Annotated in this window: 17 protein-coding genes; 6 read left to right on the top strand and 11 right to left on the bottom strand. The window is 35.7% G+C overall.

Annotation, left to right across the window (positions count from 1 at the left end; genetic code table 11):
• Positions 1–17: 17 nt before the first annotated feature.
• Genes mqnE through FJR48_RS03650 form a run of 6 tightly spaced genes read right to left on the bottom strand, consistent with a single transcriptional unit; the run spans position 18 to position 7172 of the window.
• Entirely contained in the window at positions 18–1052 is a 1035-nt protein-coding gene (gene mqnE / locus FJR48_RS03675; protein ID WP_152306808.1) for an aminofutalosine synthase MqnE, read from the bottom strand.
• The gene (gene lsrK / locus FJR48_RS03670) at positions 1053–2615 is read right to left on the bottom strand and encodes an autoinducer-2 kinase (RefSeq protein ID WP_152306807.1); all 1563 of its coding nucleotides are present in this window, start codon (positions 2613–2615) and stop codon (positions 1053–1055) included.
• Positions 2615–4576, bottom strand: a complete 1962-nt coding sequence (locus FJR48_RS03665) for a bifunctional aldolase/short-chain dehydrogenase (RefSeq protein WP_152306806.1) — start codon at positions 4574–4576, stop codon at positions 2615–2617. The genes lsrK and FJR48_RS03665 overlap by 1 nt, the downstream gene beginning before the upstream one ends.
• A complete protein-coding gene (gene mtnA, locus FJR48_RS03660; RefSeq protein ID WP_152306805.1) occupies positions 4577–5641 on the bottom strand; it encodes an S-methyl-5-thioribose-1-phosphate isomerase in 1065 nt (354 codons plus the stop codon).
• Positions 5631–6863 (bottom strand): S-methyl-5-thioribose kinase, encoded by a 1233-nt coding sequence (mtnK, locus tag FJR48_RS03655; protein ID WP_152306804.1) that lies wholly within the window; start codon positions 6861–6863, stop codon positions 5631–5633. Before mtnK ends, mtnA begins: the two co-directional genes overlap by 11 nt.
• A 15-nt stretch (positions 6864–6878) precedes the next feature.
• Positions 6879–7172 (bottom strand): putative quinol monooxygenase, encoded by a 294-nt coding sequence (locus FJR48_RS03650; RefSeq protein WP_152306803.1) that lies wholly within the window; start codon positions 7170–7172, stop codon positions 6879–6881.
• Between the two features lie 95 nt (positions 7173–7267).
• Between FJR48_RS03650 and FJR48_RS03645 the strand changes: the two genes are divergently transcribed.
• The 3 genes from FJR48_RS03645 (at position 7268) to FJR48_RS03635 (ending at position 13543) form a co-directional block, all read left to right on the top strand.
• Positions 7268–9778, top strand: a complete 2511-nt coding sequence (locus FJR48_RS03645; protein ID WP_430739321.1) for a [protein-PII] uridylyltransferase family protein — start codon at positions 7268–7270, stop codon at positions 9776–9778.
• Positions 9779–9787: 9 nt separating this feature from the next.
• Positions 9788–11602, top strand: coding sequence for a glutamine--fructose-6-phosphate transaminase (isomerizing) (gene glmS / locus FJR48_RS03640; RefSeq protein ID WP_152306801.1), 1815 nt, complete (start codon positions 9788–9790; stop codon positions 11600–11602).
• Positions 11603–11692: 90 nt separating this feature from the next.
• Positions 11693–13543 carry a GGDEF domain-containing protein gene (locus FJR48_RS03635; RefSeq protein WP_152306800.1) on the top strand — a complete coding sequence of 617 codons (1851 nt, stop codon included), beginning with the start codon at positions 11693–11695 and terminating at the stop codon, positions 13541–13543.
• Positions 13544–13700: 157 nt separating this feature from the next.
• Here the strand turns inward: FJR48_RS03635 and FJR48_RS03630 are convergent, their stop codons facing one another.
• The 5 genes from FJR48_RS03630 to FJR48_RS03610 all read right to left on the bottom strand — a co-directional run bounded on the left by FJR48_RS03630 (position 13701) and on the right by FJR48_RS03610 (position 19499).
• Entirely contained in the window at positions 13701–14807 is a 1107-nt protein-coding gene (locus tag FJR48_RS03630) for an Mrp/NBP35 family ATP-binding protein (protein ID WP_152306799.1), read from the bottom strand.
• A gap of 117 nt (positions 14808–14924) precedes the next feature.
• Complete coding sequence (gene thiC, locus FJR48_RS03625) at positions 14925–16301, bottom strand: phosphomethylpyrimidine synthase ThiC (protein ID WP_152306798.1); 1377 nt, start codon at positions 16299–16301, stop codon at positions 14925–14927.
• A gap of 139 nt (positions 16302–16440) precedes the next feature.
• Positions 16441–17619, bottom strand: a complete 1179-nt coding sequence (locus FJR48_RS03620) for an ammonium transporter (RefSeq protein ID WP_152306797.1) — start codon at positions 17617–17619, stop codon at positions 16441–16443.
• Between the two features lie 142 nt (positions 17620–17761).
• Entirely contained in the window at positions 17762–18100 is a 339-nt protein-coding gene (locus FJR48_RS03615; protein WP_152306796.1) for a P-II family nitrogen regulator, read from the bottom strand.
• A gap of 94 nt (positions 18101–18194) precedes the next feature.
• Positions 18195–19499 (bottom strand): ammonium transporter, encoded by a 1305-nt coding sequence (locus FJR48_RS03610; protein ID WP_152306795.1) that lies wholly within the window; start codon positions 19497–19499, stop codon positions 18195–18197.
• A 189-nt stretch (positions 19500–19688) separates the two neighbouring features.
• Here FJR48_RS03610 and gyrA point away from each other — a divergent pair, with 189 nt between their 5' ends.
• Genes gyrA through FJR48_RS03595 form a run of 3 tightly spaced genes read left to right on the top strand, consistent with a single transcriptional unit; the run spans position 19689 to position 23105 of the window.
• A complete protein-coding gene (gene gyrA, locus FJR48_RS03605; RefSeq protein ID WP_152306794.1) occupies positions 19689–22175 on the top strand; it encodes a DNA gyrase subunit A in 2487 nt (828 codons plus the stop codon).
• A 49-nt stretch (positions 22176–22224) separates the two neighbouring features.
• Positions 22225–22743 (top strand): LPP20 family lipoprotein, encoded by a 519-nt coding sequence (locus FJR48_RS03600; RefSeq protein ID WP_152306793.1) that lies wholly within the window; start codon positions 22225–22227, stop codon positions 22741–22743.
• Positions 22692–23105: a hypothetical protein gene (locus FJR48_RS03595; protein WP_188108615.1), complete on the top strand. Its 414-nt coding sequence runs from the start codon at positions 22692–22694 to the stop codon at positions 23103–23105. The genes FJR48_RS03600 and FJR48_RS03595 overlap by 52 nt, the downstream gene beginning before the upstream one ends.
• The last annotated feature ends 17 nt before the right edge of the window (positions 23106–23122 follow it).

The raw sequence follows: 23122 nt of genomic DNA, 5'->3' as shown, positions 1-23122 counted from the left end.
ACATATTTTATTATTTTTTACCATTCCTTTATTTCATTATATACACTGTCACGCTCAACAGGTACAAAACCTGAGTTTTTAATAAGTCCTACAAATTCTTCCAAATCTACTCCATTTGCACTTTTTGCACCGGCTGCAGAATTGATAGATTCTTTTTCGATTGTACCGTCCAAATCATTGGCACCAAACTCTTGAGCTACTAAAGCTAAATTAACTGTTGAAGTCACCCAGTAAGCCTTTAGGTTTGGAACATTATCTAAAACGATACGTGAGACCGCCATGGTCTTTAAAATCTCATTTGCAGTTATAGGCTCTTTTACATTTAGGTAATTATTCTCCGTCTGATATACAAGAGGAATAAAAGCATTAAACCCGCCTGTTTTGTCTTGAAGTTCACGTATTCGCATCATATGATCAATTCTATGTTCACGTTTTTCTACATGACCAAAAAGCATAGTAACGTTACTCATTTTTCCGCGTTTATGCCATTTCTCATGAATCTCCAACCATTGCTCACTTGTAACCTTACCTTTACAGATATAATCACGTACCTTTTCATCAAATATCTCGGCACCGCCACCCGGCATCGAATCAACTCCGTACTCAACCATCAAATCAAGTATCTCATCATAAGTTTTATTATAATGTCTTGCCAAAAAGTCAACCTCTGCAGCCGTCAAAGCTTTTACATGTATATGAGGGAAAGATTCTTTTATTTTTTTAAATATACTAAGATACCAATCAAGTCCGGTATCGGGGTTATGCGCTGATACGATATGTACCTCTTTAGCACCGCGTTTATCAATATCAGACACAATATTTAAAATCTCATCATGAGTCATAGTATAAGGGTTTGGATTTTTTCTATTTGCAGAGTATGCACAAAACTTACAAATATCAGCACAAACGTTTGTAGGATTAATATGACGGTTTATATTAAAATACGTCTTTTTACCGTGCTTTTCTTTACGGATTTTATCCGCCATCTCACCTAACTCAAATAGGTCTTTATCATACAGGCTTAGAGCCTCTTCAAAATTTATTCTACTCATTTATAATCCCGGTGCCTTCCACATTGAAGTTGTTATATTTTCATCTACGAGTTTTAGTTGTGCCTCGTATGCAATTTGCCATTTTTCTTTTATATCATTATATATTTTGTTATTATCCATATTCGGTTCATACTCTTTTTCCCATACGACCAACTGTTGTGCCGCGGCTACCAAAGAGTCATATATTCCTGCTCCGACACCGGCACTCATAGCAGCTCCGAGTGCCGTAGCTTCTCTAACTTTTGGAATTTTAACTTTTTTTCCTAAAACATCGGCTAAAGTCTGACACCAAAGTTCTCCCTTACTTGCTCCGCCTGCAAAAACTACCGTATCAAATTCTACATTTGAGAACTTTTGTATGTTCTGTAAATTTATTGCACTTACGATGCAGGCATTTTCCTGAAGAGATTTAAATATAGACGCACGGTTATATTTACTCTCGTCAAGTCCCAAGTTTAAAAAACTCGGACTTGCATGGTACCATTTTCCGTATTTCATGGCATCTGAAAAAGTCGGCAGTATCCCGTATGAACCTGCGGGAATATTAGTAGCTTTTTTCTCAAGAACTTCATATGCATCCAAACCTAAATCTTTAGCTTCAAGTTTTTCTAATTCACAAAAGGCATCACGAAACCATCTCATAACAAGTCCTGAGAAAAAGGTAATTCCCTCAGCTTGATTAAGCCCTGCTACTACATGCGGGTTAATACGTATGCCCATATCTTTTGGCGGAGTTACATCATTTTTTATATTTACTACCTGCTGCCAAAAACTACCCCCAAGTATTGCTACCTGATTTTCCTCTACAACACCAAGCCCTGCAGCTCCAAGCTGGACATCACCACCGCCCGTGACCACTTTTGTACTAATAGAGAGTCCTGTTTGTTCAGCCACAATATCTCCGACATTTCCAATGATGGTCCCTACTTCATAACAAGGCGGAAATATATCATCTTTTAAACCGACTCTCTTAGCCATATCACTTTGCCAGTCACGTTTTTTAAGATTAAATATACCCGTAGTTCCACCGTTACTTGGATCACTTGCTATCTCACCGCTAAGAGATGCCAGTACCCAGTCTCCGATCATAGATATAGACGCTACTTTTTCATAAACTTCAGGTCTGTTGTTTTTAAGCCAAAGAATTCTTGGAAGTGCACCAAGTGCAAAGGTCTGACCGCTTAAGGCGTAAAACTCTTCTTCAATATTTTCTTCCAGCTCTTTTAGATACCTTACTTCTTTGGAAGCCCTTGCATCAACATTAGCAACACCCCAAAGTTCATTACCCTCATCATCATATAGGACAATACCTTCACGCATAGATGTAGCACTAAGGGCTAAAATCTCATCTGCATCAATTTCGGCTTTTAAAATCGAGTCTTTTATAACATCGCATACAAGAGTCCAGTTTGTCTCAAAATCAAAGCTCATAGAATGAGGAACACCCTCTTCTTCAAGATGTACCCACTCTTTTTGAGATACAGATATTTGATTGCCTTTTAAATCAAATATAACACTTCTTATGCTCCCTGTTCCCGCATCTATAGCCATCAAATAAGACATTAGATTATCCTGTCGCTTCCACCGTCAATCGCTACTTGAGAACCTGTAGTTTTAGCAAAAGGTTTTGATGCCATTGCACAAACGAGTTCTGCAACATCATCTGATTTTATCTCTGTTTTTAATACGTTATTTGTCTTATACTCTTCTACACTCATACCGTATGCCTTTGCACGATTTGCCAAAACCTCATCCGTCCAGATCGCGGTATCAAACACTGCATGTGGATGCAGTGTATTTACCCTTACTCCGTAACCACCAAGTTCAAGTGCCGCAATGCGTGCAAGCTGAGTTTGTCCGGCTTTTGCAACCGAATAAGCAGCCGCACCTTTACCAGGTGCAGGAAAATTCTTAGATGCTACCATCACGATAGATGCATCGATTCCGAGTTTTAAATATGGAGCCGTCGCACGTATGAGCTTTTGATGGGAAGTAAGATTTATATTCATACTTTTCTCCCAGTTCTCATCACTAAGAGAATCTAAGTTCTCACTCGGTGTAAATATACCTGCATTACTAACAACTATATCGATTCCGCCGAAGTTTTTAACCGCAATCTCTACAGCTTTTTTAATATCATCATTTGAAGTCAAATCACAGCAAACGCCTTTTGCGTCTGGCTTGTTAAATACATTCTCGACATCAGGGTTTATGTCTAAAACGACAACTGCCGCACCTCTTGAGTTTAACATCTTTGCAATCGCTTTTCCGATACCGCTAGCACCGCCTGTAACAAGTGCCACTTTACCGCTAAACTCAGGAGAAATTCCACTTTTTTTGAGTTTAGCCTGCTCTAATTCCCAATACTCAACTTCAAAAATCTTTGCCGCACTCAGGGCTTTATATCCGCCGAGTTTCTCAGCTTTTAAAATAGCTTCAAAAGTATGTTCGTTTATATCTTTGATAATATTTGCCTCTTTGGCATTTTTACCAAAAGACAACACTCCATTATCTTTAAGAATTGCAAAATTCGGTGCAGGATTTAAAAGTGTCTCGTCAGTCTTATTATCTTCAAAATATTGTGTATATTCTTGCACGTAAGAAGCCAAATCAGTTTCAAAATCTTCACCAACAATAGCAGGAATTCTTTTTGTTCTGATAACATGATCAGGTGTAAGAGGACCCTGAGTTGCAATTTTCACAATATCTTGCTTTGAGAAGTAAGAAGCCAGGTTTGAATCATTTAGTATTGAGATTGTCGCATGACCTTTTAGTTTTGAGACCTCTTTTCTAATAGATGCAAGTTCTATTAAATCAATATCCAAGCTCTCATTTTTAATCTCTAAATCAGCACCTTTAGATGCCAAATATTTTTCTGCCTTGTCAACTAATTCTATAGTCTTCTCGTAAGATTTTTTAGCGTCATCGTTAAACGTGAAAAGACCGTGATTCATTAGAACCATTCCCTCTAATTCATCCCAGTTTACATCCCTTGTCATGTCATAAATTAACTTCGCAAGAACAAAACCCGGCATAATATATGGGATAATCAGAACTTTATCACCGTAAAGCTCTTTTATTTTCTCTTCTCCGCCCTCTGTATTTGTGATAGTCACAACTGCATCCGTGTGTGTATGGTCTACAAATTTATAAGGAATAACGGCATGTAAAATAGCCTCAACCGAAGGGTTTGGAGCTGATGGATTTGTCATAGCCAAACGCTGGTACTTAACCATATCCGTATCATTCAACTCTTTTAACTCAGCCATCTTAAGCAGCATCTCCATCTTAACCGGAGCAAATCCCTCTGCTTCTATGGTAGCCAAATCCCAACCGCTCCCTTTTACGTAAAGGATATCTTCACTCTCACCAAAAAGATTTGTAGCAGTCGATTTTACAGATGTATTTCCACCTCCATGCAAAACTAAAGAGCTGTCACGCCCAAGTAACCTTGATGTATATACACGTAAATCTAAATCTGTTTTAAACTCTTTTGCCTCGGCATCACTCCATAAACTTTTCATCTAATTAAACCTCTTTTTAATCTCTTCATAATTTGCTTTGCATACACCTTTGTCTGTTATAAGTCCACTGATAAGTCTTGCAGGTGTTACATCAAAACCGTAGTTAATTGCAGGTGAATCTTTTGGAGTTATAAGAACTTCTCTCACCTCTCCATTGCTATCCACACCGCGCATATATTTGACCTCATCTTCGCTTCTTAACTCAATTGGTATCTCTTTTACACCATCTCTAATCTCAAAGTCAAATGTAGATGCCGGGATAGCTACATAAAAAGGGACATCATTATCGAATGCCGCGAGTGCTTTTAGATATGTCCCTATCTTATTTGCAACGTCACCATTTGCACTTACACGGTCAGCTCCCGTAATTACCATATCTACCATACCGTGTTGCATCAAATGTCCACCGGTGTTGTCTGCTATGATAGTATGCTTAATTTTACTTTGAGTAAGCTCCCAAGCAGTAAGAGATGCTCCTTGATTCCTAGGTCTTGTCTCATCTACCCAGACATGCACGTCTATCCCGCGTTTTGCAGCCTCATATATAGGTGCCAAAGCAGTCCCTTCATCTATAACCGCGAGCCAGCCGGCATTACAATGAGTCAGAATATTTATACTTGTTTTGTTTTTCTTTTTTAATATTTCTTCAATTATGTCAGCACCGTATTTTGCAATATTCTGACTCTCTGATGCCTCTTCGTCATTTAATTCTATTGCATACTTTTTTGCATCTGCTACTAAATCTGTAGAGTCCTTTAAAAGCTCCATCATCTTATCAACAGCCCACATAAGGTTTACAGCCGTAGGGCGTGACTCCCTTATCAGAAGAGCCTTCTCTTTTAACTCATCATAACTATTTACTTCCATGCACGCAGTATAGATGCCAAAAGCCGCAACACTTCCTATAACACCTGCACCGCGAACAGTCATGTCTTTGATTGCTTCAACTACTTCATTTGTAGTTTTTAAAACTTTACTCTCTGTAACAAACGGAAGTTTTGTTTGATCTATAACTTCCAAAAAACCATTTTCATTTAGCCTTAAAGCTCTGTATTTACCCTGCACTATTTACCTTTATAATTTCTAATACTTGTTCTGCAGAGTCTATTTTTTCATATTTCATTACAAACTCTCTTGCTATTTTTAAAACCAAAGCCTCTGCATCATGGCGTTTTTGTTTATCTTCAATGCCTCTTATCTCCGCAACCCCTGCAACTCCAAATACCCGTCTTGCCATCTTACAACCTGCAAAACCTATTGATTCCTGTAGAATTCTTTTTACAAATTTTTCTCTGTATTTTTGAGCCGTTTTATCATCTATATAACCATCTATCAAAAGTGCCGAGTTTTTTTGAACCTCCCACAGTTTTAAAAACTTACTCTCAAAAAGCTCGATTATCTCTTTAATCGTCTCAAGAAGATACTCTTTAAATTCCTCATCTTTAGTAACTATTGTATGATGTACATAGTTGTTTGCAAGGTTTGCCAAAAGTGCGCCTATATCAAATCCAAAAGGACCAACATATGCAAACTCAGGATCAATCACAAAAGTCTCATTCTCATTCAACATAATAGAACCCGTATGAAGATCACCGTGGATTAGAGCATCCGTAGAAGTCATAAACTTGTATTTTAAGTCTAAAACCTTCTCTTTAAACTCCATATCCGAAAAAAGCTTTTGTGCAAGTGGATTGTCTTTTACATTATCTGCATCGTTTGTCTCGTTTTGCATATATGCAAATGTAAACACAAAATCTTCAGTAAGTTTGCAAAGTTCCGTGTTTGAATTAAACTCATCAATGAGTTTACGCTTTAATGTAGAGTTCAGATACAAAGAGGAAGTTTTAAAAAGTGTATCTGCCAAATAACTGGAAACATGTTCAGAAAAATTTGGATATTTTTTAGCATCTGTAAGTCCGCCTCTTAAGATGATATGGTTTTCTAAATACTGCATAACTACAATAGACATATCTTCGCTTACATGGTAAATATCCGGCACAAAATCTGGAGCTATCTCTTTAAACTTGGATAGTGCCCTTATCTCATAAGTCATACGCTCACGCCCTAGGGCAAACTCTTCACCTACACATCTTAGATATGGAACAGCCTGTTTTACTATAAGAGCTTTGTTTGAATCAGATACAGAACTTACAAGATAGACATAGTTTAAATTGCCGTCACCTATCTCATCTGCTTTTAAATCATCACCGCCAAAGTAGCTAGCAACTTCATCAACACTTAAAAGATACTCTATTATACTGCTTACGTCTAACTCTCTATATTCCATACCAAACCTTTAAAATCAGCCGAGTACTTCTAATTCATCGGTATATTTTTTTTCACAATAAGGCTCATATGAAGATTTGTAAACTGCATAGTGTGCAGATGCTTTGTGTCCATCAAGTGCAGCTTCATCACGCCAGCTTTCATACGCCATAAATTTACGAGGGTTATTTTCATACTGAAATATTTCATAAAAAATACAGCCGTCTTCAGCTTGACTGGGTTTAACCATTGCACTTAAAAGTTCTTTCATCTTTGCTATGCTTTTTTCGTCATCTTTTGCTATAAACGTCACTCTTTTTGTAATTTCCATAGGGTTATACACCTTTCTAAATTGTTTAATATTTAATCTTTGAGATTATATCTAATTAAATTAACTGTAATATAATATAAAAAATATTTAGGATAATGCCTGTGGACATAAAACTGCAAATTGAAGATGTTATAGAGCAAAACGGAAGTGATTTTGAACTCTCAAAACTTTTTAAAGAATATATAAAAGAATATAAAACTTCCCTGCCGGAGCTTTTTGAATCAAATCAAGGTAAAGATTTTTTAGTAAAACATACAAAAAAATTAGATTCTATAATAACTCTTATGTATCAAACGATTTTGCGTCGTATGTTTGGAAACTATCTTCCAATGCGAAACTCTATACCCATAGCTATAGTAGCACTTGGCTCTTACGGTCGCGAACAGCTTTGTGTACATAGCGATATAGACCTCCTTATAGTGTATCAGGATATTGAAGGGTATAACTCCAAGCTAATCATTGAAAAACTATTTTATTTGGCATTAGATGCAGGTTTAAAGCTTGGTCATCGTGTACACGAGGTAAATGATTTATTCAGTTCTAGCAAGGAAGATATCACTATACGCACATCATTAATGGAAGCAAGATTTATTACCGGTTCTAATTTTACTTGGCATGCTACGGGACGGGAGTTAACTAAAATACGTTTAGACAAGCAAAAAGATTTTATTTTAGAAAAAATAGAAGAAGCCCAGATTAGAAGAAAAAAATATCCGACAACAATGGAGCCAAACATAAAAGAGAGTGTAGGAGGATTAAGAGATTCGCATCTTATTTTTTGGATTGCTCAAACTATATACGGGATATCTTCACTTAAAGATTTAAGCGGTGATGTATTTTCCGAAGAAGAATACAGAGAATACCGTATAGCATTAGAACTTCTGTTTCGTGTTAGAAGTGCATTGCATCTGATAACAGGCAAACAAGAGGACAGATTAATACTCCAGCATATGCCCCAAGCAAGCAGGATGCTAGGCTTTAAAAATGAGCAAAAAATGGTATCTAAAGTACTTGAAGCCCAGTGGCGTATAAGTAACTTTACGCAGATATTTGCTAAAAAAATGGTTAGAAAATATATTGAAGATAAATCGCTTATAAAACGTTTTAAACACAACCGACTGCAAAAAGGTATATATCTTTTAGAAGACAGACTTTATGCATCTTATAATCTTGCAAACCTGTCTATAGATGAGCTTTTAACTATCCTTGTAAATCTAGAAGACAAATTTTACCATTTTGATGCAGGTTTTTTAAAACAGTTCACATATGTAAACATATCTTACCCTCTCAGACAAAAAACATATAAACTTATAAAACAACTATTGCAAAAACAGCATATATACAGCTTTTTAAAACTTTTTTACGATGCAGGTATATTACAACATTTGTTTCCAAACTTTAAAAAAGTTATGCATCTGCCGCAGTTTGACGGATACCATCATTATCCCGTCGATATACATTCCATAAAGTGTATCGAAGCACTTGAAAACATAAAAGAACCGTTTGTAAAACAACTTTTTGACGAGTTGGATGCAGATGAAAAGCTTCTAGTAAAAATTGTCGTACTTTTTCACGATACCGGAAAAGGCAGAAAACAAGACCATAGTGAAGTCGGTGCAAAACTTATAGCACCGTTTATCGACAAAATAGGTTTAAGCCAAGAGATTAAAGAGCGGGCTATACTTTTAGTTAAACATCATATACTAATGAGTAATGTATCTTTTAAACAAAATATACATAATGAAAAAATACTTTACAAATTTATGTCAAATATAGTAGATGAGAAAAACCTAAAACTACTTTATATAGTTACATATGCAGATGTTAACGGCGTCGGAGGCGATATATACAATTCATTTAATGCCAAGCTTCTGCACGATTTATATATCAGTGCTTTGGAAGTTTCTCAAAATAACGACCGTATTACAGATGCTAAAAAACGTTTGATAATTGAAAAAAAAGTAAAAAACTTAGAAGAGTTTAAAAATATACCAAAAATACTTCAGAAAAAAACTCTTGGTGTAGAGAGCAATCTTTTTTTCTTTAAACATACGCCCTTAGATATTATCCAGATAGTTATGAAAGCAAAAGATACAAAAGAGTATCAATTTGTAGTAAACAACGAAAACTCTTTAACTATTGAAATATTTAGACGTGTACCGCTTAACATAGGTTTTTTACTCTCTACTCTTAGTCACCTAGATGTAGGTAGTATGGAGATATTTACACTATTTGACGATATAAAATACTTCAAAATAGAGTTTAAAAAAAATGTGGACGGAGATGAGCTTACAGAGGTTCAAAACATCATAAAAGCAGCATTTGATATGGACAGAGTGGTCGAGCATAGAAATATAGTTATAAAAAAAGATGAGATTACCATAGATTGTGAACATTCAAAAACACATGCCGAGCTAAATGTAAATACAAAAAATCAAATTGGACTGCTTGCACACCTTATGGATAGTTTTGAACAACTTGGCATTAATATTGTTACGGCTAAAATACATTCGACAAAACATAAAGTACGTGACAGCTTTTTAATAAGTAAACAAAACAATATATGTAATAATGTCGAAAAAATTTATGAATTACTAATAAAATAAGGTGAATATATGTGTGGAATAGTCGGTTATTTAGGTGAGAAAAACACTAAAGAAATTCTACTTGAGGGTTTAAAAGAGTTAGAATATCGCGGTTATGACTCTGCAGGAATAGCAGTGCTTCAAGAAGGCGAGTTTTCAAACTATAAAGCTGTTGGAAAGTTAAAAAACCTAGAAGAAAAAACAAAAGATTTTATAACCGATAAATTTGCCGTTGGAATAGGACATACACGCTGGGCTACACACGGAAAACCGACTGAGTTAAATGCACACCCTCACCTTGGCGAGAGTTCATACGTAGTTCATAACGGTATAATCGAGAATTATGCAAAATTAAAAGAAGACCTAATTGGTAACGGTATTAAGTTTTTAAGTCAAACAGATACGGAAGTAATTATTCATCAGTTTGAGAAAAATCTAAAAACCGAGGCTGATGAATTTAAAGCATTTTCCAAAACTATTAGCGAACTTGAAGGTGCTTATGCTACTTTAATAGTTACAAAATCCCTGCCCGATACTATTTTCTTTGCAAAACACGGCTCGCCGATGCTAGTTGGAATCAATGATGAAAATGAAAAGTTTTTTGCATCATCGGATTCACCCCTAATAGGTCATGCAAAAGAGGTAAACTACTTTGAAGACGGTGATTACGGATATGTAACAAAAAATGAAATTAAAATATTTGATGCACAGGGTAAGGAAAGGCAAGTTAATTTTATCCCTCTTAAAGTAGATAAACTCTCAGCCCAAAAAGACGGGTATCGATTTTTTATGGAAAAAGAGATTTATGAGCAAAGTGATGTTATTTCAGATACTCTGCTTGGTCGTTTAAGTGATGATGAAATTATATTTGAAGAATTGGATACTAAGCTATTTGATGGCATAAATGAAATAAAACTTTGTGCATGCGGTACGTCGTATCATTCAGCACTCTCAGCCTCATATATGTTTGAACGTTACTCAAAAGTCAGATGCTCGGTTGAAATTGCAAGCGAGTTTAGATATCGTCAGCCTATAATGAATAAAGATACTCTTTTTGTAGTAATTTCTCAAAGCGGTGAAACCGCAGACACTCTAGAGACTCTTAAGATGGCAAAAAAAGCAGGTTTAAAAACGCTTGTGATATGTAATGTAGATAACTCGTCTATGGTTCGTGAAGCCAATGCCTCTATACTTACCCGTGCAGGAATAGAAAAAGGAGTAGCATCTACAAAAGCATTTGCCACGCAAGTTACTGTTTTTTGGATGCTAAGTCTTTATGTAGCTAAATTAAAAAATTCTATGAATACGCAAGAGTTAAAACATCAAATAAACCTTTTAAGAGAGATACCTTTAAGCGTTAAAGTAACAGATGAGATGCATGAGAGAATAAAACGCTTATCTAAGCGTTATCTACATGGACACGGATTTTTCTTTATAGGTCGTGATATTTTTTATCCTCTGGCATTAGAAGGTGCACTAAAACTAAAAGAGATATCCTATCTTCACGCAGAAGGCTATCCAAGCGGTGAGATGAAACACGGTCCTATAGCACTGGCAGACCCCGAGCTTTTTACGATAGCACTGTTACCACAACATCTCTTATACGAAAAGTCTAAAAGCAACGTAGAGGAGTTAAGTGCAAGAGACTCCACTATATGTGCTATTTCTGCTTTAGAGTTTGACAAAGCAGATGATTTTATACAAATCAATCAATGCAAAGACTATATGTTGGAATTTTTTGAAATGATGATTGTCGTACAACTTTTATCGCTAGAAGTTTCTATACGATTAGGAAATGATGTCGATATGCCAAGAAATCTTGCAAAAAGTGTAACGGTAGAATAAAAAAAGATTTTTTTTGAGTTTAAATTAGTCTTAATTAATCTTAAGATATTATAATTAAAATTTATTAAATTCTAATGTAAGTGATGATTAATGCGAACAAAACTCAAACTCCTATTTATAGTAACTCTTATGCTTCTTGGCTTAGCCGTAGCCACAATAATAAACGTATCACTTAATTTCAGAGAATATAGTGTCAAATCAGCCCTTGAGAAAGCTGAAATGGCTGCCAAAACCGTAGAAGACGGTTTAACGGCACATATGGTTAACGGAATAATGGATAAACGTGAGTATTTTTTAGAACAAATTTCTAAAAACGACAATATCAAGTCCTTATGGCTTGCCAGAAGTAATCATATAATTAAACAATACGGTGAAGGATTTAACTCTGAAACTGCCAGAGATGCAATTGATAAAGAGGTATTAAAAACAGGAAAAAGCATAAAAAAAATCGAAGAAACTACAAACAAAATAAATTTGAGAGTTACAATGCCATATAAGGCTATTACCACAGGAAATGCAAACTGTTTAAAATGTCATGACGTTAAAAGAGGTGATACGTTAGGTGTTATCAGTATGGAATTTGACATTACAGATATGAGAAATACCGGTTTTATCACAATACTTAAAATTCTTGGTATAAATCTTATATTTATAGTAGTAGTTTTACTGCTGATAAACTATTATGTAACACCTTATATGAAGCTTTTTGAAGACTTACAAGAAGGCATACAAAAAGCTTACAGCGGTGATTTTACACATACTTTTACGACAAAAATAAAAGGTGAGGCAGGAAAAGCGGTTGAACAGCTAAACACTCTGTTTATGAAGATGCAAGAAGCATTCGGTGAAATAAGAGTAAATCTTGCAACCTTCGTGACTGAGCGTGCAGCTTCTTGTAACGATCCTCTTTTCGAAGCCAAACAAGTTATTAATGAACTATCCGATATTTATAAATTTAAAAAGACTATTGAACTTGACGAAAACAAAAACATAATTTATAAAAGAATTATAGAAGTTTTAAAAAGTAAGTTTAATATAGAAAGATTTTCATTTTATGAAATTGACACAAAACACTCTACAAGAAAACTTATTTATGCCACCCATGATGACTTAAAAGATATATGTAATACTAAACATATAGATGCTGATTCACAAAAATGTCGTGCTTGCAGAACAAACTCCGATGTTATCTCAACCGATTTTAATGATTTGTGTTATGCATGTTGTTCGAATAACATACATTATTTATGTCACCCGTTTCAAATTAACGATGAAGCATCTTTGCTTATTTCAATGACTACTTATGACCCTAATGAAATTGCAAGACTTACATCTTATATGCCAAGTATATCAAACTATTTAGAAGCTGCAAAACCTGTTATTGAAAGTAACATACTTATGGATAAACTTCATGATACATCATTGAGAGACGGTATGACAAATCTTTATAACAGAAGGTTTTTAGAGAACTTTATAGATAAGATTATGAGCCAAATCCAACGCTCAGAAGAGACTTATCACGTTATGATGCTTGATGTTGATTTTTTCAAAATGGTAAATGACACATATGGACATGATATAGGGGATAAGGTTATTGTAGATTTAGCAAACGTGCTTAGAAATAATATACGTGAAGCTGACTTGGCTATACGTTACGGCGGGGAAGAGTTTTTAGTTATGCTGCATAATTCAACGGATGAAGGTGCTCTAAGAGTAGCTAGCAATATTCATAAAGATTTTGGAAAACTGCGTTTTGACGTCGGCAACGGAGAGTCGTTACATAAAACAATATCAATCGGTATATCAAAATTTCCTAAAGACGGCGATTCTATTTGGAAGTGTATTAAATATGCCGATACGGCTTTATACCAAGCAAAAAATACTGGTAGAAATAAAATAGTAGAGTTTGAAGATCATATGTTTGATAAAGACGAGTATTAAAATAAAAACTTTTCAATATATTAAAGTATAGTCTATAAAAATCAAAAGATTGGTGTAGTATCGAGAAGTTTAGCGAGGAAGTGTACTAACAGTACATGACAAGCGTAACGACGCTGAAAATGCGCCGATACTTTGATTTAAGTTGATTGTAGTTTTACTACATTGAACAAGCACTAACACCTGGAGGCGTCGTCGGCTGTACCGCCTGATTATCAACCCCGCCCTCGGCATTGATTTTCTCAATAGTAGCCCAAATAGATTCAGCTGCAGCTGCATAACGTTTTGCACTCTCACTAGTCGGTGCTACGTAAGATATAGGTTTACCTTCATCTCCACCTGTTCGAATACTTGGCTCGATAGGAATCTCTGCAATTATCTCAGTATCAAACTCTTCTGCTAACGGCTGAGTCGTACCTTTACCGAAAATATCATATTCTACACCTGTATCAGGAGCGATAAATCCACTCATGTTTTCTATAACACCGGCTATAGGGATGTTAAGTTTTTTAAACATATCTAATGAACGACGTGAGTCATCTAATGATACACTTTGAGGTGTACTTACAGTAAGTCCTGCTGTTACAGGTACGCTCTGAGCAAGTGTTAATTGTGCATCACCAGTCCCAGGAGGCATATCGATAACCAATACATCTAATTCACTCCATAAGATATCACGTAAAAACTGTTCAATAGCTTTCATAATCATAGCACCACGCCAGATTAGTGATTGTCCCTCTTCCATAAGTGAACCCATAGACATAACTTCAATTCCATAAGCGTTTATAGGTAAGACTTTATTTCCGTTAACTTCAGGTTTTATATCGGCAATACCCATCATACGAGGGATATTTGGACCATAGATATCTGCATCTAAAAGACCTACTTTTTTACCTTGTTTTGCAAGACTTATAGCAATATTTACAGATGTTGTAGATTTTCCGACACCACCTTTACCTGAACTTACCATTAAGAAGTTTTTAACTTGAGGGGCAATATTTTTACCCTTAGATGAACTTTCTTTTGGCATCTGAGGTGCTTTAATATTAATTGTAGCACTTGTAGCACCTGCACGTTTTAATTCTGCCTGTGCTTCATCAGTAATCTGTTGTGCCACTTCGGGAGCCGATGAAGTAATATCAATAGTTATACTTACATCATTTCCTGATATTTGAATATCTTTAACAAAACCAAAAGTTACTATATCTTTGGTAAAACCGGGATATGTAACTTTTGACAATGCTTCATTAACAATTTGTTCAGTCATTAACTAGTCCTTATAATTTAATTTCATTAATTTTGAGAGTTTAACATAAATAAGACAATTTTTGTCTTGTTTAAAATCAATTTCTAAATATTTTAGAAAAAACTCTCCAAAAAGAAACTAGTTGGCTTCAGCCAACTTAGCATCTTCAGCTATTTTTGCTATAGCATCAGGATTATCCATTATCTCCTGAGTAATCTTGTATGAACAAAACTTCGGTCCACACATAGAACAAAATTCTGCTTCTTTAAATACATCTTGAGGTAATGTTTCATCATGGTATTCACGAGCACGTTCACTATCAAGGGCTAATTCAAACTGTTTTTCCCAGTCAAATGAATAACGTGCATCACTCATCTCATCATCGATATCTCTAGCACCCTTACGACCACGTGCGATATCAGCAGCATGAGCAGCTATTTTATATGCAATAATACCTTCGCGAACATCATCTGCATTTGGAAGACCAAGGTGTTCTTTTGGCGTAACGTAACAAAGCATACTAGCTCCGTGCCATCCACCTACGGCTGCACCGATTGCAGAAGATATATGATCATATCCTGCCGCTATATCGGTAACTAGAGGTCCTAAAATATAAAATGGAGCTTCATGACAATATTCACGTTGAATCTTCATATTGCGCTCAATCTGGTTTAAAGGTACATGTCCAGGACCTTCAATCATAACCTGAACATTTTTCTCCCAAGCACGAAGCGTTAAGTCACCTAACACTTTAAGCTCACCAAGCTGTGCATCATCACTTGCATCTGCCAAACAACCTGGACGCAGTGAATCTCCAAGAGAAAGCGATACATCGTATTTTGCACAAATATCTAAAATATCATCAAATGCCGTATAAAAAGGATTTTCTCTATGATAGTGCATCATCCAAGCAGCCATCAAAGAACCGCCGCGAGATACGATTCCCATTTTACGTTTAGCTACTTTTGGCATAGTCTCAAGTAAAAAACCTGCATGAATCGTAAAGTAAGATACACCTTGTTTTGCTTGACGCTCTAACACCTCTAACATTACATCTATAGATAAGTCTTCAATCTTGTTTCCGACATCGTGTAGTATTTGATAAATTGGTACAGTACCTATCGGGATTTTAGAGTTTTCAATTACAGCTGAGCGAATCTCGTCTAAATCTCCACCTGTAGATAAGTCCATAGCCGTATCGGCTTTATAATGTTGTGATACCTGAACTTTTTCAATCTCACCTTGTACGTCACTTGCTATCGCAGAAGAACCGATATTTGCATTTATTTTACATTTAGATGCCAAACCGATTGCCATCGGTTCCAAGTTTGTATGATTAACGTTTGCAGGAATTATCAAACGCCCTCTTGCTATCTCACTTCTAACAAGTTCGGGCTCTAAATCTTCAATTTTTGCAACATACTCCATCTCCTCGGTTATGATGCCTTGTTTTGCGTAATACATCTGAGTTTTACACTCATCGTTTTCACGCTTTTTTACCCATGATGTTCTCATAAGGTCTCCCTAAAATTATTTATAGTTATTGGAAATATAATCAAATAAAGTTAATCTAAAATAAAGTCTCTTAGTTTGTTGAAGAATTAAGTATATCTATAAGCATTTCATAACCTATAGATACACATTAAAGTTAATGTTATATAGTTTTTCTAAATTCAGGATATGATTCTACTCCACATTCTACAAGATCCATACCCTGAAGCTGTTCGTCTGCATCTGCGGTAAATGCTATAAGTTTATTGATAACATAAACTACTGTTAAAGATACTGGAAACACTATAGCACCGACTATTAAAACACCTTTTAGTTGCGACATAAAGGATACATCACTAACAAAAATACCAACTGCCAGTGTCCCCCATATACCGTTAACCAAGTGAACGGATAGTGCTCCTACAGGGTCGTCTAATTTAAATTTATCAAATAAAGGAACTGCTAGAATAACAAGTGCACCACCCACAGCACCGATTAGTATAGGTGTGTAAGCATCATATAAATCAGGTCCTGCAGTTACTGCAACAAGTCCACCTAATGCACCGTTTAAAATCATGGTAATATCAAAGAGTTTATATCTTGCATACATAACTAATGTTGCAATTATCGCACCTGCAAGTCCTGCCGTATTTGTGTTCATAATAGTTTTTGCAACGGCATCTGCATTTTCAATAGAAGATATTGAACCTACACTACCGCCATTAAATCCAAACCAGCCTATCCATAATAAAAATGCACCTAAAAATACAAGTGGTATATTAGAAGCAGGAATAACACGAACACTCCCGTCTTTACCGTATCTTCCTTTCCTTGAACCCATAATTATAAGTGTCGCTAAAAGTGCCCATCCACCTGTCGAGTGAATAACGGTTGAACCTGCTAGATCATACATATCTATATCAAATATTGTTCCTGCGAATATGTCTGCACCCCAAGATATATTAACAATAAACGGGTAAATTGCACCACCCATTATTAATGCAAAAATAGCTACGGGTATAATACGAACACGCTCACTAACCCCACCGCTCATTATATTTATAGTTTTTCCAACAAATGCCATTTGAAATAAAAATGCAGCCCATTTACTCATAGAATCATTTTCCCATGTTCCAAATGCTATATCGTAACCGATTAGTAAAAAAGCTATAGATGCTATAGCATAAATCAATGTATTGATTGTTAGTACCGCCGTAACATTTTTTGCACGAACAAGTCCAGCTTCAAGCATTGCAAAACCGGGTACCATAAGTATAATAAGAGTCATAGAAAACAAAGAAAAAAATGTATCTATGATATATTTGAAATCAGATTCAAGCATATAAATTCCTTTTTTGTATAAAAACAAGGCATTTTATCTAAAAAGGAATTATTTTATATTTGTAAACTGATTAAATTTTAATCAAAAAAGTTTTTCTAAGGAATAAGCGATTTAAAAAGCCTGTAAAAACAGACTTTTCACATTATATAGCTTCGTTATCAGTCTCACCTGTACGGATACGGATAATTTTATCTACATCACTAACAAATATCTTACCATCACCGATTTTACCTGTACGAGCAGCTTCAACGATTGTTGATGTAACCTGATCTACATCTTTATCCTCTACTATCATCTCCATCTTGATCTTCGGTAAAAAATCTACTACATACTCAGCCCCGCGATATAACTCACTGTGACCTTTCTGGCGTCCGTAACCTTTTACTTCACTTACAGTCATACCCGTAACACCGATCTCAGCCAGTGCATCCTTTACATCTTCTAATTTAAATGGTTTAATAACCGCTTCTATTCTTTTCATTATTTTAAACTCCATAAATAATATTTTAAGAGGGACTTAAACCCTCTTTAATTTTTAATTTTCAAATTGTAACCACTTTTAGTGTTTAAATCAACTATAAATTTATAACTTTTTCACCATGCGTAGCTTCATCAAGACCAACTTGTTCTGTCTCTTCATCTACTCTAGCACCGCCTGTTAATGCTGAAGCTATATAGTAAACTACTACTGTACCTACTAATGTAAAGATACCGACTACTACTACCGATTCTAATTGAACTAGGAATTGACCCATTCTGTCTCCACTTGCTTTTAGTGGTCCATCCCATAGTAAGTCATTATCTTTTAGTGCTAGTAGTCCGGTTGCCAATGCACCCCATAGACCTGCTAGAAAGTGAATACCGAATGCATCTAGTGAATCATCGTATCCAAGTTTCTTTTTAAGTACAGCTACACCGTAAAATGCTACTATTGAACCTACTGAACCGACTATGATTGCTCCTGTTACATCTACAAACCCTGCTGCCGGAGTAATTGCTACCAGACCTGCTACTACACCTGAAGCTGCACCTAGTAGTGTAGGTTTTTTAAATACTAACCACTCTATTACTATCCAAGTGATAGCTGCTACTGCCGTTGCAAGAGTTGTTGTAAGGTAAGCTAAACCAGCGATTGCGTTTGCACCAAATGCAGATCCACCGTTGAATCCGTACCAACCAAACCATAACAGTGCTGCACCAAGAGCTGTTAACATTACAGACATTGGTTTCATTGCTGTTTTTGGATAACCGTTACGTTTACCTACTAAGTATGCTAATACTAAACCTGCTAAACCACCGTTCATGTGTACAACCGTACCACCTGCAAAGTCTAATGCACCTGCATCAAATAGTAGTGCACCATCACCACCCCATACCATGTGAGTGATTGGAGCATATACTACGATTGTCCAGATTGCAACAAATACTAACCAAGTTGAGAACTTAATACGTTCAATTACTGAACCAGAAGCGATTGCTACCGTGATTGCTGCAAATGTACCTTGGAATACTACAAATACATATGTTGGATACGTTCCGCTTAAGTCGTTCCAGTTAATACCGCTTAGGAACATATTACCAAATCCGCCTATATATGACTGCAGGCTTCCTCCATCTCCAAATGCCATTGAATATCCGGCTGCTATCCATGCTATAAATGCTACTGCAAATGCACCTAATACCATCGCATATGTATTTAGTACGTTCTTACTTCTTGTCATACCTGCATAAAACAGTGCTAAACCTGCCGGTGTCATTAATAATACTAATGCCGCACTCATCATCATCCATGCCGTATCACCGCTATCTAGTGTCGGTGCTTCCTCAGCTAATGCCAAACTCGGTAACAGCAGCACCGCTATCTTTAACCATCTCTTCATCTTATCTCCTATATATTTTTTAACTGAGAAAATTGTACATTATTCTTTTTACTATTTATCCACAATATTGCCTATTTTTTCATCAGTTAATTTTTTATAATATTTATAAATAAATTATTTTTCATTTACAATTAACTTAAGGGAGTATAAGATAGAATACATGAAAATATTTTTTATTTAGGTGTATAAATGAGCGACTTGCTAAAAAACGATGATATAGAATCTATAAATATAGAAGAGACTCTTCAAAACAGTTATCTTGATTATTCAATGAGTGTAATTGTAGGGCGTGCCTTACCTGATGTAAGAGATGGATTAAAACCCGTTCACAGAAGAATCCTTTATGCAATGGATAAACTAAATCTTTCACACGGCGCAAAATATAAAAAATCCGCACGTATAGTCGGTGATGTTATCGGTCAATATCACCCGCATGGTGATACGGCTGTTTATGACGCACTTGTACGTATGGCACAAGATTTCTCTATGAGAATGGAGCTTGTTGACGGTCAAGGAAACTTTGGATCAATTGACGGTGATAATGCTGCAGCAATGCGTTACACCGAAGCACGTATGACAAAATATGCAGGAGAACTTCTAAAAGATTTAGAAAAAAATACCGTAGATATGATTGATAACTACGACGCTACTACAAAAGAACCTGAAGTTATGCCTACTCGTGTACCTAACCTTCTTATAAACGGTTCATCAGGTATCGCAGTCGGTATGGCTACAAATATACCTCCTCACAATCCAAAAGAAGTTTTAAATGCTTTAAAAGCACTTTTGGCAAACCCTAGTATCACGGTTCCTGAAGTTATGGAACATATACCTGCACCTGATTTTCCGACAGGTGGTATCATCTATGGGAAAAAAGGTATTATGGATGCATATGAGACAGGTCGTGGACGTATAAAAGTTCGTGCGAAAACTCATATAGAACAAAAAGGTAAAAAAGAAATTATCGTTATAGATGAGCTTCCTTACCAAGTAAATAAATCTCGTCTAATAGAAAATATTGCAAATCTGGTAAAAGACAAATTAATCGAAGGCGTATCTGAAATTCGTGACGAATCTGACCGTGAAGGAATTAGAGTTGTAATTGAACTTAAAAAAGATGCAATGAGTGAAATCGTTCTAAACAATATGTTTAAACAGACTCAGATGCAGACCACTTTCGGTATCATCATGTTATCTATTTTAAATCAAGAACCTCGCATCTTTGGAATAATAGATATTCTAAAACACTTTATAAATCACCGTAAAACTATTATTATCCGCCGTACAATTTTTGATTTGGAAAAAGCAAAAGCTCGTGCACACATCTTAGAAGGTCTTAGAAAAGCAATCGACATTATTGATGATGTTATTCGCGTTATCCGTGCATCTAAAACTGAAGACGCGGCAAAAGAGAACCTTGTAAGCGAATTTGACTTCTCGGAAATTCAAGCTGCCAGCATCGTAGCTATGAGACTTGGACGTTTAACAGGTTTAGAAATTGAGAAAATTGAAAATGAATTAAATGAGCTTATTAAACTTATTGAATACCTAGAGTCTATTCTAAAAAGCGAAGAAGTACTACAGGGAATTATAAATGAAGAGTTTGACGAGGTTCTTGATACTTACGGTTCAAGTAATAGAAGAACAGAGATTGAAGATGATTATGATGATATAGATATAGAAGACTTAATTCCTAATGAGCCAATGGTAGTTACTATTACTCACCGCGGATATATTAAACGTGTACCTCTTACATCTTATGAGAAACAACGTCGTGGGGGAAAAGGTAAAACAGCCGTAACTACGTACGAAGATGACTTTATTGAGAGTTTTTTCACGTGTAATACACATGATACCCTTCTTTTTGTAACCGATCGCGGTCAACTTCACTGGTTAAAAGTTTACCGCATACCTGAGGGCAGCCGTACGGCAAAAGGTAAAGCTGTAGTTAACCTAATCAATTTAATGGCAGATGAAAAAATACAATCCATAATACCTACAATCGACTTCTCTGAAGAAAAATCTTTAGTATTTTTTACAGAAGCAGGTGTTGTAAAACGTACAAACCTAAGTGAGTTCAGCAACATTAGAAGTAACGGTGTAAAAGCGATTAACCTTGATGAAGACGATACGTTAATCACGGCTAAGATAGCGGGTCCAGAGATTCAGTATCTGTTTATAATGACTAAAATGTCCCAATGTATTAAATTTGAAATTGAAAAAACACGTGATCAGGGTAGAAATACACGCGGTGTTCGCGGTATCAAATTTAAACATAAAGGTGATAAAGTCGTGGATGCCAATATCATCCGTGATGATGAACAGGAAATTCTAGTCGTATCCGAAAAAGGTATCGGTAAGCGTACCGATGCCGGAGAGTATCGCTTAACAAATCGTGGCGGAAGCGGTGTAATAGCTATGAAAATGACGCCAAAAACAGGTAAGTACGTAATTGGATGTTTGATGGTTGATGAGACTATGGACATGATGGCTCTTACAAAAGCAGGTAAAATGATTCGTGTAGATATGCAAACAATCTCAAAATCAAGTCGTAATACTTCAGGTGTATATATAGTAAAAGGTGATGACGTAGCAAGTATTTCAAGATGTCCAAAAAAACCGGATGAAGATGAAGATGAATTAGTAATTCCACCTTCGGCAGAAGAGTTGGAATAGTTGTTGCTCCTGCAATGCATATAGAATAATTAACATTAAGGGATTAAACATGAAATATTCTCTAATTTTTGCAATGCTTTTTAGTATTTCTTCACTGTATGGAGTTGAAACTGCTCAAGAGACAAAAGTACAAAATGTACAACCACAAAAACAGAGTATGGGTACTGTAGTTGCCGTTGAAGAGCAAAACGTAGTAGAAGTAGAAAAGAAAACTATGAGCAATGCACAGGAGAGTGATGAGCCGATATTAGAAGAGTCCGTGCCTCTTATAATTAGCGTAGTCGGTCAAGGTGTAGCACCTATGAATACTCAATCGCCTGCTCAAGCTTATGCACTTGCAAAACGTGCAGCTATTGCGGATGCATACAGACTTATAGCTGAAAAAGTAAAAGGTGTTAGAGTTGACGGTCAAGACATTATCAAAAATATGATGGTTAAACGTTCAACTGTACGTACAGCCGTTCATGCTATGGTAAGAAATGCAAATGTTGTAGAAACTGTATTTAAAGAGGGCTTATGCGAAGTAGAGATGGAGATAACTCTTTTTCATTCAGACTTTGCACAATAATCTTTTTTTTTATAATCTCCCAGCTTAATGCTGAGGAGTATTATATATCATACAGATATGTAGTAAAAGATGCCGTTATGTATAACGAATCGCTTCAAGTATCGCCTGCTATGCAAAGGTGTAACGGTGATGCATATCTACCATTAATACTTGAAGTAGATAAATCAAAAAACTTAAGAGAAATACTTTCTGAGAACTCATCGGAATTTATAAACTATCTACATAAACTAGGTTTAAACGTAAAACATTCACAAAAAAATTATAACTATCAAAATACCTCTACTACGGTACTTACACTTAAAACAAAATGCTTCAAAGTCGATTTTAATGATAATTTTGCTAAAATAGCCCCTTTAAAATAATAGGATAAGGCTTCTTT

The organism is Sulfurimonas lithotrophica (assembly GCF_009258225.1).
Lineage (GTDB): Bacteria > Campylobacterota > Campylobacteria > Campylobacterales > Sulfurimonadaceae > Sulfurimonas > Sulfurimonas lithotrophica.
Note: the sequence above shows the minus strand (reverse complement) of the source record. Positions and strands in the feature narration are given on the sequence as shown.

Excerpts from the sequence above, each read along its gene's own strand:
- mqnE (WP_152306808.1), bottom strand. The coding sequence starts at position 1,052 with ATGAGTAGAATAAATTTTGAAGAGGCTCTAAGCCTGTATGATAAAGAC.
- lsrK (WP_152306807.1), bottom strand. The coding sequence starts at position 2,615 with ATGTCTTATTTGATGGCTATAGATGCGGGAACAGGGAGCATAAGAAGT.
- FJR48_RS03665 (WP_152306806.1), bottom strand. The coding sequence starts at position 4,576 with ATGAAAAGTTTATGGAGTGATGCCGAGGCAAAAGAGTTTAAAACAGAT.
- mtnK (WP_152306804.1), bottom strand. The coding sequence starts at position 6,863 with ATGGAATATAGAGAGTTAGACGTAAGCAGTATAATAGAGTATCTTTTA.
- FJR48_RS03650 (WP_152306803.1), bottom strand. The coding sequence starts at position 7,172 with ATGGAAATTACAAAAAGAGTGACGTTTATAGCAAAAGATGACGAAAAA.
- FJR48_RS03645 (WP_430739321.1), top strand. The coding sequence starts at position 7,268 with ATGCCTGTGGACATAAAACTGCAAATTGAAGATGTTATAGAGCAAAAC.
- glmS (WP_152306801.1), top strand. The coding sequence starts at position 9,788 with ATGTGTGGAATAGTCGGTTATTTAGGTGAGAAAAACACTAAAGAAATT.
- FJR48_RS03635 (WP_152306800.1), top strand. The coding sequence starts at position 11,693 with ATGCGAACAAAACTCAAACTCCTATTTATAGTAACTCTTATGCTTCTT.
- FJR48_RS03630 (WP_152306799.1), bottom strand. The coding sequence starts at position 14,807 with ATGACTGAACAAATTGTTAATGAAGCATTGTCAAAAGTTACATATCCC.
- thiC (WP_152306798.1), bottom strand. The coding sequence starts at position 16,301 with ATGAGAACATCATGGGTAAAAAAGCGTGAAAACGATGAGTGTAAAACT.
- FJR48_RS03620 (WP_152306797.1), bottom strand. The coding sequence starts at position 17,619 with ATGCTTGAATCTGATTTCAAATATATCATAGATACATTTTTTTCTTTG.
- FJR48_RS03615 (WP_152306796.1), bottom strand. The coding sequence starts at position 18,100 with ATGAAAAGAATAGAAGCGGTTATTAAACCATTTAAATTAGAAGATGTA.
- FJR48_RS03610 (WP_152306795.1), bottom strand. The coding sequence starts at position 19,499 with ATGAAGAGATGGTTAAAGATAGCGGTGCTGCTGTTACCGAGTTTGGCA.
- gyrA (WP_152306794.1), top strand. The coding sequence starts at position 19,689 with ATGAGCGACTTGCTAAAAAACGATGATATAGAATCTATAAATATAGAA.
- FJR48_RS03600 (WP_152306793.1), top strand. The coding sequence starts at position 22,225 with ATGAAATATTCTCTAATTTTTGCAATGCTTTTTAGTATTTCTTCACTG.
- FJR48_RS03595 (WP_188108615.1), top strand. The coding sequence starts at position 22,692 with ATGCGAAGTAGAGATGGAGATAACTCTTTTTCATTCAGACTTTGCACA.